The organism is Flavobacterium sp. I3-2, from assembly GCF_013389595.1.
GTDB lineage: Bacteria > Bacteroidota > Bacteroidia > Flavobacteriales > Flavobacteriaceae > Flavobacterium.
Genome location: NZ_CP058306.1, coordinates 3226449 through 3239631, shown reverse-complemented (window position 1 = coordinate 3239631; position 13183 = coordinate 3226449). Strand labels below are relative to the sequence as shown.

Here is a 13183-nt window from a genome sequence, read left to right as displayed (position 1 = left end):
AGAATTAAGAATTAAGATTTTCTTTGATTTATCATTTGTTTAATGATTTCTTAAGAGCAAAATTCATATTTGAGACTTCTATCAATTTATCTATTATAGGTTGAATCTTTTCGTTATCAACTAGATTTAAACGTTTGGCAAGTATTAATTGTGTTATTAATTCAAATGTAGAACCATTAGCAATTCCTAAAAACTGAATAAATTCTTTATTGTAATTTCTTCCAGCTCCTTCGGCAATATTAGATGGGATAGATACAGCACATTTTTTAATTTGATGAATTAAATTAAACTTTTCATCTTTAGGTAGAAGAGATGATATTTCATATACTTCAACAGCAATTTCCATCGCTTTTTCCCAAATTTTAAGTTTTTCGAAATTATGCATATCCAATTTTTTTTGTCTTAATGCTTAATACTTGTGTCTTAGTACTAATTACGTAACGGTTTCCCTTTTGTTAACATGAATTGGATTCTTTCTAATGTTTTTCTTTCTGTACATAATGATAAGAAAGCTTCGCGCTCTAAATCCAATAAGTATTGTTCGGAAACTAAAGTTGGTTCAGATAAGTCTCCTCCTGCCATAACGTAAGCTAATTTATTAGCAATTTTACGGTCATGTTCCGATATATATTTACCAGCCATCATACCGTCTGTTCCCACTAAGAATGCCCCAAGAGCTTGTTTACCTAAAACTTCAATATCTTTACGACGAACTGGTTGTGTATATCCAGCTTCGGCCATTAATAACGCATGTTTTTTAGCTTCAGCAATTTGACGTGCTTGGTTTACAACAACTACGTCTTTACCTTTTTGTAAGATTCCTAAATCGAAAGCTTCGTAAGCAGAAGTTGCAACTTTAGCTGTACCTACTGTTAAGAAATATTCTTGTAAAACGTTTAATTTAACATCGTTTTTCTTGAATTGGTCTGCAGCACGTAAAGCCATTTCTTTAGAACCACCTCCACCAGGAATAACACCAACACCAAATTCAACCAAACCAATATACGTTTCTGCAGCTGCAACAGCTTTATCGGCATGCATCGTAAGTTCACAGCCACCGCCTAAAGTCATGGTATGAGGAGCAGCAATTACTGGAATTCCTGAATAGCGTACACGCATCATCGTATCTTGGAAAGCTTTGATAGCGAAGTTTAACTCATCGTATTCTTGCTCTACAGCCATCATAAAAATCATACCTAAATTTGCTCCAACAGAGAAGTTTGCACCTTGGTTACCAATTACTAAACCATCGTATTTGCTTTCTGCAATATCAATAGCTTTGTTGATTCCAGAGATTACACCACCACCAATAGAGTTCATTTTAGAGTGGAATTCTAAGTTTAAGATTCCGTCACCTAAATCGTGTAAAGTTGTATCGGAATTACCCCAAACTTTTTTCGCTTCACGAATGTTATCAAGAATGATAAAAGCGTCTTGTCCTGGAATTTTCTTTTGAGATTTAGAAGCGATATCGTAGTAATAATTAGCTCCATCTTTAACTGTATAAAACGATTTGTTTCCAAAATCTAGCATTTCTTGAACCCAAGCCGCAGGTTTTTCACCTAACTCGTTCATAAATTCTAATGCTTTTTCAACACCAACAGCATCCCAAATTTGGAAAGGTCCATGTTCCCAACCAAAACCAGCTTTCATCGCATCGTCAATTTTGTATAAATCGTCCGTGATTTCTGGAACGCGGTTAGATACATAAGCAAATAAACCTGCAAAAGATTTACGATAGAATTCACCCGCTTTATCTTTTCCTTTAACTAAGACTTTAAAACGGTCAACAACCTTATCAATTGTTTTAGTTAATTCTAAAGTTTGGAAAGAAGCTTTTTTGTTTGGACGATATTCTAAAGTTTCTAAATCTAATGATAAAATATCTTTATCTACTTTTTTGTAGAATCCTTGTTTTGTTTTGCTTCCTAACCATTTGTTTTCCATCATGAGGTTGATGAATGAAGGAAGTTTGAAAAGTTCATGAGCTTCGTCAGTCGGACAGTTTTCATATAATCCGTTGGCAACGTGAACTAAAGTATCTAATCCAACCACGTCTACCGTACGGAAAGTTGCTGATTTAGGACGTCCGATAACTGGACCTGTTAGTTTATCAACTTCTTCAATAGTTAATCCCATTTCTTTTACCAAGTGGAATAAACTCATGATTCCGTAAATTCCAATTCTGTTACCAATAAATGCAGGAGTATCTTTAGCTATAACCGATGTTTTTCCTAAGAATTTTTCTCCATAACCATTTAAAAAATCTAAAACTTCAGTCGATGTTTTTGGTCCTGGAATGATTTCAAATAATTTTAAGTAACGAACAGGGTTGAAAAAGTGTGTTCCGCAGAAGTGTTTTTGGAAATCTTCGCTACGACCTTCGCTCATAAACTGAATCGGAATTCCAGAAGTATTTGAAGTAATTAAAGTTCCAGGTTTTCTGAATTTTTCAATTTGTTCGTAAACGGTTTTTTTAATATCAAGTCTTTCAACTACAACTTCAATTATCCAATCAACATCTTTGATTTTAGCTAAATCATCTGTCGTGTTTCCTGTAGAAATTCGGTTTGCAAATTTCTTGTCATAAATAGGAGACGGGTTAGATTTTAAAGATGCTGCTAAATTGTCGTTAACCATTCTGTTACGAACTGCTTTACTTTCTAGAGTTAAACCCTTTTTTTCTTCAGCTTCTGTTAATTGATTTGGAACGATGTCTAATAATAAAACTTCGACACTAATGTTTGCAAAATGACATGCAATACCAGAACCCATAATTCCGGAACCGATAACAGCCACTTTTTTGATAAGTCTTTTCATAATTGGTATGAATATTTAGTTGTTCGTTAATATATTTTTTTCGATGCGATTAGTTCTTGAATGGTTTGATGCATTTCAATAAATTTAACCAATTCATCTTGTGTAAATGTTTCTAAAAGTTTATCATTAAACTGCAAAACGCTACCTTTAGATAAAGCTCTTTTTTCAACTCCAAGTGAAGTAAGATGTATAAAAACACCTCGTCCGTCTTTTGGATTTTTTCTTTTTTCGATTAATCCTTTTTCTTCCATTGTTTTTAGTGTTCGAGTTAAACTCGTTGGTTCCATTCCTAACTTTGGAGCTAAAGATGTTGAAGGAGTTCCTTCTTTATCGATATTTAAAAGAGCATATCCCAAAGCCATTGTTGCACCGTATTTAGAAGCGTCTTCGTTATACATTCTCGCAATGGCCTGCCAAGTAGCTTTAATGACTGAATCTATAGTTTGATTTTTCATAAGCTAAATTTGTAATAACTCAAATATAATAAAAAAATAGTATGCATGCATACTATTTTTTTAAAATTTTATAAGTTTATATATTTTTTATATTATGTTTAAAAAAAATGTTTTTTCATTGGTTTTAATTTATTAAATATGTCCTTTTTAAAAATAAAAGCTTCCTCAAATTTAGAGAAAGCTTTCATTTTTTTTGCAGTTTATTTTATTTCGTAAATCTTATTATGTAACTCTTTATATTTTTCTAAAATTACTTTTCGTTTTAATTTTAAGGTAGGAGTTAATTCACCCGAATCGATTGACCAAACATTTGGAGTTAATTCAAACTTTTTAATTTGTTCCCATTTACCAAATTTCTCATTCAAAGTATCTATTTCAGATTGAATTCTGCCACGAACTTCTTCGTTTTTACAAACTTCTTCTAAGCTAAATCCAGGAGTTATTCCTTTTCGGGTTGCCCATTCTTTAATAAATTCAAAATTGGGTTGAATTAAGGCTGCTGGCATTTTTTGACCTTCACCAACAACCATAATTTGATCGATAAAACGAGATTGTTTCATAGTGTTTTCAATCATCTGTGGTGCAATGTATTTTCCGCCAGATGTTTTAAACATTTCTTTTTTACGGTCGGTTATAAATAAAAAACCTTGTTCGTCAATTTTTCCTATATCACCAGTATGAAACCATCCGTTTATAAAAGCTTCATTCGTTTTTTCTTCATCTTTATAATAACCTTGTGAGATAGATGGACCTTGAGCTAAAATCTCACCATCTTCAGCAATCTTAACTGTTACATTACTTAGAACTTTTCCTACAGAACCAATTCGCCAACCGTTATTTCTTCGGTCATTAACTGAAATTACAGGAGAAGTTTCTGTTAAACCATAACCTTCTAAAACTGGAAGATTTGCAGCTGCAAAAATTTTAGCCAAACGAGGCGAAAGTGGAGCAGAACCAGAAACCATATAATTTAAATTTCCTCCAAGAGCTTCGTGCCATTTTGAGAAAATTAATTTTCTTGCCCATTTAAGTTGCCAATTGTACCATCCGCTATTGGTGTTTGGCACATCGTATTTTTCACCCAAACTCATTGCCCAGAAAAATAATTTCTTTTTTATTCCGGTTAATTCTGAACCTTTTGCATGAATTTTATCGTAAACTTTTTCAAGAACTCGAGGCACAACCGTCATTAATTTAGGTTTGATTTCTTGTAAGTTTTGCGAAATGGTATCAATCGATTCCGCAAAGTTAATCGATACACCGTTGTATTGATAAATGTATAATACGGTTCTTTCAAAAATATGACAACAAGGTAAAAAACTTAATGATGTTGATGTTCCGGGAATAATATCAAAACGTTCTGTACTACCAAGCACATTTGCAATGATATTTTCGTGAGTTAAAAGCACACCTTTTGGTTTACCGGTTGTACCCGATGTATAAATAATGGAAGCTAAATCTGTTGGATGAATGTTATTGCGAACAGCTTCAACTTGGTCTTGGTTAAAAGCTTCGAAACCAGCATTTAAAACTTGTATCCAATTGGCACATCCAGAAATTTCATCAAAACAAAAAATACCTCTTAATTTAGGAATATTCAACTTTACCTTATCTAACTTTTCTAGAATTTCTTTGTCAGATATAAAAACATAAATACTTTCAGAATGTTTAATAATGTATTCATAATCATCCGCGGAAATGGTCGGATAAATCGGTACAGTAACAGCGCCTGTTTGAAGAATACCAATATCCATAATATGCCATTCCGTTCTATTGCTAGAAGTAATAAGTGCAATTTTATCACCTTTTTTAACTCCCATTTGCAACAATGCTCTCGAAACGGCATTTGCTTTGTTTATATAATCTGTAGTAGAAGTAGATTCCCAAACGCCCTTTTGTTTTGTAACAAAAGTCTTATCTAACGGGTAATGTTGAAGTTGATAGTAAGGGATATCAAATAGTCGTGTGATTATAGTGTTCATAATATTTATGTTTTATTAAAAATTTAAATATTCTTAATGCAAAATAGGTATAATAAATTTTAATTCCAACTTTTTTTTATTATGCATAAAAAATAAGGGATTTTATTGTTTATGTACAACAAATCATAAAAAAGAATAGATTATTCATTTTAAAAACGCACCTTTGTAAAAATTTTATAAAAAGAGGATTCTGTATTTAGATAGAATTTCCTCAAACACAGAATGACATTTAAAGATTTACAATTAATAGAACCTATTCAAAAGGCTTTAGAAGCCCAAGGATACGAAAAACCTACACCTATTCAAGAACAAGCAATTCCGCATGTTTTACAAGGAAAAGATTTATTTGGATGCGCACAAACAGGAACAGGAAAAACCGCTGCGTTTGCAATTCCGATTTTACAACAATTAGCAAAACGTGAACCTGAAAAAGGTAAGCGAAAAATAACTACTTTAATCTTAACGCCAACACGTGAATTAGCTACACAAATTGAAGAAAATTTTCAAGAATATGGAAAAAATCTAAATTTGAGAACCACGGTTATTTTTGGAGGAGTTAATCAAAATAATCAAGTAAAAAGATTACAAAATGGTGTTGATATTTTAGTAGCAACTCCAGGACGACTTTTAGATTTAATCAATCAAAAATACATCAGTTTAGCGCACATCGAAATTTTTGTTTTGGATGAAGCTGACCGTATGTTGGATATGGGATTTATTCATGATGTTAAAAAACTTCTAACAATAATTCCTAAAAAACGTCAAACTTTATTTTTCTCAGCTACCATGCCAGATAGTATTTTGAGTTTGGCTAATTCAATACTTACAAATCCGGTTAAAGTTGAGGTAACACCTGCATCTACAACAGCTGAAACCATTCAGCAATCAGTTTATTTTATCGATAAAGAAAATAAAAATTTTTTATTATTAGATAATTTAAGAAAAGATATTGATGATAGTGTTTTGGTTTTTACAAGAACTAAACATGGTGCAGATAAAATAGTTCGTTTTTTAGAAAAGAATAACGTAAAGGCTGCCGCGATTCACGGAAATAAATCACAAAATGCAAGACAACGCGCGTTGGATAATTTTAAATCGAAAGAAATTAAAGTATTAGTCGCAACAGATATTGCAGCTCGTGGAATTGATATTGATAATTTACTTTACGTGATTAATTACGATTTGCCTAATATTCCTGAAACCTACGTCCACAGAATTGGTCGTTCGGGTAGAGCAGGAGCAAAAGGAATTGCCATTTCGTATTGTAATTATGAAGAAAAAGCTTATTTAAAAGATATTCAAAAAATCACTGGAATTCAAGTGCCAGTAATTGAAAATCACCCGTATCCGATGGAAGTATTTGTTGTTGAAAAGAAAGAACAAAAGGCTAGACCAAGTCGTTCGCAACAATCAAATATTAAACCAAAAGAAAAAACGAAAGCCAAAGCAACTGAAAGGTCAAATAAACAAAAACGAAATAGAATTTAAAATTTAAAGCAACCTAGATTTAAGGTTGCTTTTTCTTTATAAAAATAGATGTTATTACAATTGAAATAAAAGTACAACTAATTGAACAAACTATTAGATTTCCAATTTTTAAAGTATTCGGATTTATTTGGATTAATGGTAAAATAAAACAAATTGTGAGTATAAAAATCATAAAGAAATAGCGCAATCCAATTCGATTTTTTGGTTTATTTAATTTTGGTAATCGATGAAAAAGAATCAACATATAGCTTAAACCAATAATTGTACTTAAATGTTGTAAAACTTTTAAAACAGGAATTTCCTTTTGATGAATTGTTAAATTACTTTTCAAAAAGTCAAGTTGATTTACAAAAAATCCGTCATCATGTGTAAAACTATCCCATAAAATATGGCTAAAAGCACCAATTAAAATCGATAAAATTATTTTGATTTTATTATTGTTTAGATAATTCATCCAACTGAAATCATGATAAACAGCAACTCTTGAGTATATATAATTTGGAACATTTTCTATCAATGGTTTTCGAATAATTTGATGAAATAATATCGAAAGTACTAATGAAACAGGTAAACAGAAAAAAAAGATGCCCCAGAAAGTATGACTGAAATTACTATAAATTTTTAATCGTATAAAATACTCAAAATCTGGAGACATACAACCAATAATTAAACCCGTTACAGAAAGTTTGTTTCGGAACGGTAATAAAATTGCTGGATGCGCAAATGTAAATGGCATTAAAACAAACTCATTTGTTGAGGTTCTTGATTAGGTAAACTCAAAAACGGAATGGTTTTATAAATTTCATATTGTCTAATTTCTGGATTGAATTTTCGGATGACAATTGCATCTACTATAAAATTAAAATCTAACGGAAAATTTAAAATTTCTAAGGCTTCTTCAAATTTTACAATTCCTCTTCCAATTGAAATATGCGGGTCAGAACTGATGTGATTGCTTTTGATTGATGTACTTTTCTGAACTTTTTTCATTATCTCGAATAAGACTTTTTTTGAATCCAAATCAGGTTTAATATAGATTGTTTTATTACTTGGATAACTTCCAAAATCAGCGCAATGAACCGAAAACGGAAAAACATTTTCACAGCAACGATTAAGTTGTTTTATAGTAAGTTCAAGTTCTCTTTCGTTAGCAAAAATCTCTTTTATGGTAATATGTGCCATTGCATTTTTACTTTTATAGCTACCTATTTTACTAGCTAATAAATCTTTATATGATTTTATTAGTAAAACAATTTCGGGTTTTGGTACTATTGCAATGCTATATTTTTGATTTAGATTTTCCATAAATCAAAAATAGTAAAGTTGTTTTAATTCTTGATGTTAAGGTTTTAAATCACATCATTATTTATGTAAAATGATTTTAGCACGATTTTTGTTTTATTTCCGATAATTTTTTGTTAACTTTTTATCAATTTAACCAAACTACATGTAATTATGAATATAAAAAACATCTGGATTTTTGTTGTTTTATTGGCTACTCATTTAAATGTCAATGCTCAAGAAATCAAAAAAGAAATAACGGTAAAAGCTGCAACAGTTTATTTATCAAAGGCCAAAGTTTTTGGTGAAACTTCATTGAACTTACAAAAAGGAATTAATCAAATTCGGATTGTTAATTTACCAAATGATTTGATTGACGAAACTTATAAAATAGAAATGAAGAAAGGAACAACTTTAATGTCCATTGTTCCGCATAATAATTATCTTGACAAAGTTGAACCAACTGCTGAAGAAAAAGCTTTGATTGAAGAAGCCAAAAAATTAAACAGAGAAAAAAGTTTAATTGAAATTCAAACTTCAACTCTTGAAGGCGAAAAAAACTTAATCGAAAATAATTTAAAAGTTTCTGAAAGTGACAAGGTAACGCCTCAAGAACAATTAATTAAACTTTCTGATTTTTATTCTACGCGAATGCTAACTATTGAAACACAATTATTTGAGTTGAATGAAAAAATTAGCGATTTACAAACTAAAATTACAGATGTTAATTATAAGATTCAAGAATTTGGAGTTAATAAAAACAAGAATAATAAAGAGCTTTTATTAGAGATTCAATCAGAATCAACTCAAAACGTATCCATAAATATTTCGTATGTTGTAAATAATGCAGGTTGGGTTCCGTCTTATGATTTAAGAGCCATATCTGTAAAAGAACCGTTAGAAATAGTTTATAAAGGTGCTGTGTATCAAAAAACAGGACAAGACTGGAATAACATAAAACTTCATTTATCAACTTATTTACCGATTTATAATCAAGACAGACCAATTTTAAATCCGTTGTATGTAAGTGAATATGTTTCTCAGAATTTTGATATGATATCAGCTAAAGGTTCAAGCGATATGCGAGTTTATGCAAATAGTTATCAAATGCGTGATAAAAAGTCAGAAGAAGTTGCGTTTGATGTTCCTGTTACTCAAGTTGCAGAAAGTCAGATGAATATTTTGTATGAATTAAATTACAATCAAAATATAAAAAGTCAAGACAAAGAGCAATATGTAATTTTGGATAAAAAAACGGTTCAAGCCGAATATAAATATCATGTAGTTCCAAAAGTAAGCAATCAGGTTTATTTAATGGCTTTTGTGAAAAATTGGCAAAACTTAAATTTAATTTCGGGTGAAGCTTCGATATATTTTGATGATAATTATATTGGAAAAACTTCTATTACCACAAATTATATAAAAGATGATTTCCCGATTTCTTTAGGTGTTGACGAACGAATTATTGCAAAACGTTTTAAAATAGAAGATAAAACGGCAACCAAAACATTAAATTCGAATAAATGGGAAACAGAAACTTACGAAATTTCAATTCGAAATAATACAAAAAGTTCCATTGATATCGAAATTTTAGACCAAATTCCGATAAGTGAAAACAGTAAAATTGTTGTAAAAGCTTTGGAACTTGGCGATGGTAATTTTGATAAAGATACTGGTTCAATTCTTTGGAATAGGAATATAGCAAGTGGATCAATGGCTAAAATTCCATTTTCGTATGAGATAAAATATCCAAAAGAATATAATCTTCGATATCATCATTAAGATATTGTATCTTAAAGTATGTAAATTAAAAATATTAGGGCTTGGATTTTGTAATCTGAGCCTTTTTCAAAAATAAGCATAAATTGGTTTAAAACTTACACACTTTTTACTTCTTAGATATAAAGATAATTAAATTTTTGTTTCACATCATTTTTTGTTTTTTTATATATTTTTGTACATGATTTCTATTTGGATTCTTTTTTGTTAATAAAAATACCGTTGAGATTATACAAAGACTACCAATGAATTCAATAATAGACAATGAGGTTTTTAACCAAATGACTGATAAAATTACAGCAACTAGTGGTTCTGCAGAAGCTAGTAAACTTGTTTTTTGACCGCCAATAATTTTGACCGCATTTAGATATGAGAAAAAAGCAATCAATGTCCCAAAAATGATTATAAATGCTATTGCCAAAAATGTTTTTATGTCCCATTCACCTGAAACTTTCCAAGGCGCTTTTACAAAACTGAAGACAATTCCACCAATAAGCATTCCCCAACCAACAATTAAAGCTGAATTATACTTTTTTAATAATTTTTTGGGTTGTAACGTATAAATTGCTAATGTTACTGCAGAAGCAATTCCAAAAAACAAAGCGGTTCCAGAAATCGAAAGTGAATTGAAATTTCCTTTAGTCACTAACAAAAAAGTTCCTATAACGGCTAAAATTATGGCTAATAACTCTAGTTTATTGGGAAATTTTTTAAATTTCAAAGCTAAAAAAACGGCAATAAATATTGGCCCCGCAAATTGTAAAACAGTTGCAGTTGCTGCATTTGAATGTTTAATTGCAGCAAAATAAGTATATTGCACACCAACCATTCCTAATATGCTAAAAGTAAAAAGTTGAATGGCATCTTTTTTATGATACCAAATTTCCAAAATATTATTTTTTGTGCTTTTTGCAAGAATTAAAAGTCCAATGCCCGATAGTAATAATCTCAATGTAATGAGCCATTCTACATTTATTCCTCTATGTTGAAATAAAAATTGTCCTAACGTTCCTGAAATTCCCCAAAATGTTGCAGCTATTATTCCTAATATTATTCCCTTTTTAGTTTTCGTATCCATTAAAATCTATTGTTTTTGCAAAATTGCACTAAAATGATATTGTTTTTTCATTAAATTTGATGATTATTTTGCAATTTTGTTTCATTAATAATTTTTGAATGTTAGATTTATTTGATTATAAAATTTTAAATATTCTTCAAAAGAATAATTTAACTCCACAAAGAGATGTTGGATACGAAATTGGATTATCTGCAGCTGCAGTCCAGAGGCGAATAAAAAAAATGCGCGAATTGGGAATTATCGAAAAAGATATTACTGTAATTGATAGAGAAAAAATAGGAAATAATGTTACTATTCTTGTTGAGATTTTTTTGGACAGCGAAAAAATAGAACAAATAGATGCTTTGAAATATGAATTTGAAAAAGTTTCTGAAATTCAACAATGTTATTATGTTACTGGCGAGTCCGATTTTTTTCTGGTAATGGTTGTTCCATCAATGGCTTATTACGAAAATCTTACCCGAAGCATATTTTTTGGCAATGAAAATATCAAAAAGTTTCGCACAATTGTCGTCATGGGAATTACAAAAAACAGCTTGGAATTGCCTTTAAATTTGTTCAAACCACATGAGAAATAGAATTTAAAATTTGTGTGGACTATACATTTTGTAGTTTTTGTTAACTTATCTCATATTATCGAGTAAAATGACTTATTTTTTAATTTCATAATGTCCTTTTGCTGGTGAAAGACAATCGCCTGTTAATGATTTTAATGACTCAACCCAAATTAAATTATTTTCATTGGTTTCATACCATTTTTTGAAATTATTCTGTAAAAAATATCTATTTTTCTTATTTCCCCTCACAAAATACCAATAAGTGCAATATCCGCATTCGGTACTAAGATTTTGATTTATGATTTCAAAAATAGGAATGTCTTTTATTTTTTCTTTGAGAATTATTAAAGCTACGTCAGCAACTGTATATTCATCACCAAAACTTGGTACATAAACGGCTTCTAATTTGGTTTCATCAGTTAATTTATCAATTAAATCAGGAATATTATCTTTACCTTGTATTACTAAATTCCAAAAAATTTGATCATTACAGTTTTCAATATATGGTATTTCGCGAATGTATTTTATAGATTCAACCGTGTAATTGATGTTTTTTGATTCTTTAGGATTATTTATTTTTTGACTTATACTAGTTGAATTATTTCGCTTAGTACTACTACAACATTGAAAAATAAATATAATTGATAGAAATAGTATAAGTTTTTTCATTTGATATTTTAGTTTAATTTATATTTATTATGAATTTTGGTTTAGAGCATATTGTTCGACAAATCGTAAATAGGTGAGTTAACCAAAAAATAAAACGGAATTTATTTTTATTTTAAAAATTGTAAAAATATTCAATGTAAGAAAACTTCAATATTGATTTTGTAATTACTATTAATAAAAAAACACACTTATTCATTCTCAATAGTTTCCAAATAAATTTTGTTATAATGATGTGTATAATCATCTTTTAAATAATTTCCATTTTGGTATAAATGAATTCCCTTTGTTTTATAGATTTCAAATTGAGGAGTATTATTTTGAACTTTTGCAATTTTTCCAAGATGGTAATAATTTTCAGCAAATTCACTGATGCCTGATTGTTAGAGAAATGCAGTTTAAGCATTTTCGAAATCTTCAAGTTGATAATAGCAAACACCAAGTTGATAATAATCAAAAAGGCCAATTTGATAATTTTCTTTTTCAAATTGTTTTTTTATGATTTCAATAGCTTTTTGTTTTTCATTTAAGGCACTATAACATATTGCTTTAACAATTTGCAAATGATAATAGCCATTTTGTGAATATCCAATGTCATTAAACAATTTTTCTAAATTTTCAAAATCTTCAATCGCTCCTTTATAATCTCTGAAAAATTGGTGTCTACACCATCCACGATACCCAAGGTTTCCTTTTTCGTCCATTTCCAAAATTCTAAATCTATCAGTTTCACCTTTGTAATTCACTATAAATCTAATTCTAATTAAACCTGATTGTTCGGTAAAATTTTGATTTTTATAATTATCAAAAAACGTTTTGTCCAATGCTATTTTTTCACCTTTAAAATTTTAAATTTCATTTGTGCCCCAAAAATATTGAAGTACATTTTTATCAAAACAAAGTTTAAAATTTGGATTATCAGTTTTAGGATCAAATTCAATATCGCCAATATTTACTGGATATTTAGAAATTAATTTTTTGGTTTGACAATTAATCAATATTAAGGAAAGTAATACTAATTTTATTTTCTTCATTTTTGAGTTGGTTTGGTTAAAATTTTAACTAACGTTACGAAGT

Annotated in this window: 13 protein-coding genes; 3 read left to right on the top strand and 10 right to left on the bottom strand. The window is 29.5% G+C overall.

The annotated features are described in order from the left end of the window. Positions 1–31: 31 nt before the first annotated feature. The 4 genes from HW119_RS15255 to HW119_RS15240 form a co-directional block, all read right to left on the bottom strand. A complete protein-coding gene (locus HW119_RS15255) occupies positions 32–385 on the bottom strand; it encodes a four helix bundle protein (protein ID WP_177765873.1) in 354 nt (117 codons plus the stop codon). Between the two features lie 44 nt (positions 386–429). Beyond that, positions 430–2820 (bottom strand): 3-hydroxyacyl-CoA dehydrogenase/enoyl-CoA hydratase family protein, encoded by a 2391-nt coding sequence (locus HW119_RS15250; protein ID WP_177765871.1) that lies wholly within the window; start codon positions 2818–2820, stop codon positions 430–432. 26 nt (positions 2821–2846) lie between these two features. Further along, positions 2847–3275, bottom strand: coding sequence for a MarR family winged helix-turn-helix transcriptional regulator (locus HW119_RS15245; protein WP_177765869.1), 429 nt, complete (start codon positions 3273–3275; stop codon positions 2847–2849). Between the two features lie 200 nt (positions 3276–3475). Next, on the bottom strand, positions 3476–5257 hold the full coding sequence (locus HW119_RS15240; RefSeq protein WP_177765867.1) for an AMP-dependent synthetase/ligase: 1782 nt from the start codon (positions 5255–5257) through the stop codon (positions 3476–3478). A 222-nt stretch (positions 5258–5479) separates the two neighbouring features. Here HW119_RS15240 and HW119_RS15235 point away from each other — a divergent pair, with 222 nt between their 5' ends. Continuing rightward, the gene (locus HW119_RS15235; protein WP_177765865.1) at positions 5480–6745 is read left to right on the top strand and encodes a DEAD/DEAH box helicase; all 1266 of its coding nucleotides are present in this window, start codon (positions 5480–5482) and stop codon (positions 6743–6745) included. Between the two features lie 19 nt (positions 6746–6764). Here the strand turns inward: HW119_RS15235 and HW119_RS15230 are convergent, their stop codons facing one another. Beyond that, a complete protein-coding gene (locus HW119_RS15230) occupies positions 6765–7481 on the bottom strand; it encodes a DUF4184 family protein (protein WP_177765863.1) in 717 nt (238 codons plus the stop codon). Next, the gene (locus HW119_RS15225) at positions 7481–8050 is read right to left on the bottom strand and encodes a 2'-5' RNA ligase family protein (RefSeq protein WP_177765862.1); all 570 of its coding nucleotides are present in this window, start codon (positions 8048–8050) and stop codon (positions 7481–7483) included. Before HW119_RS15225 ends, HW119_RS15230 begins: the two co-directional genes overlap by 1 nt. Before the next feature lie 150 nt (positions 8051–8200). Here HW119_RS15225 and HW119_RS15220 point away from each other — a divergent pair, with 150 nt between their 5' ends. Next, on the top strand, positions 8201–9808 hold the full coding sequence (locus HW119_RS15220; RefSeq protein ID WP_177765860.1) for a DUF4139 domain-containing protein: 1608 nt from the start codon (positions 8201–8203) through the stop codon (positions 9806–9808). 142 nt (positions 9809–9950) lie between these two features. Here HW119_RS15220 and HW119_RS15215 read toward each other — a convergent pair whose 3' ends face one another. Then, entirely contained in the window at positions 9951–10883 is a 933-nt protein-coding gene (locus HW119_RS15215) for a DMT family transporter (protein ID WP_177765858.1), read from the bottom strand. A 98-nt stretch (positions 10884–10981) separates the two neighbouring features. Here HW119_RS15215 and HW119_RS15210 point away from each other — a divergent pair, with 98 nt between their 5' ends. Beyond that, a complete protein-coding gene (locus HW119_RS15210) occupies positions 10982–11461 on the top strand; it encodes an Lrp/AsnC family transcriptional regulator (protein ID WP_177765856.1) in 480 nt (159 codons plus the stop codon). A gap of 72 nt (positions 11462–11533) precedes the next feature. Here HW119_RS15210 and HW119_RS15205 read toward each other — a convergent pair whose 3' ends face one another. The 3 genes from HW119_RS15205 to HW119_RS15195 all read right to left on the bottom strand — a co-directional run bounded on the left by HW119_RS15205 (position 11534) and on the right by HW119_RS15195 (position 13140). Further along, positions 11534–12109, bottom strand: a complete 576-nt coding sequence (locus tag HW119_RS15205; protein WP_177765854.1) for a hypothetical protein — start codon at positions 12107–12109, stop codon at positions 11534–11536. Positions 12110–12504: 395 nt separating this feature from the next. Continuing rightward, positions 12505–12930 carry a tetratricopeptide repeat protein gene (locus HW119_RS15200; RefSeq protein WP_177765852.1) on the bottom strand — a complete coding sequence of 142 codons (426 nt, stop codon included), beginning with the start codon at positions 12928–12930 and terminating at the stop codon, positions 12505–12507. A 24-nt stretch (positions 12931–12954) separates the two neighbouring features. Beyond that, positions 12955–13140 carry a hypothetical protein gene (locus HW119_RS15195; protein ID WP_177765850.1) on the bottom strand — a complete coding sequence of 62 codons (186 nt, stop codon included), beginning with the start codon at positions 13138–13140 and terminating at the stop codon, positions 12955–12957. Between the last annotated feature and the right edge of the window lie 43 nt (positions 13141–13183).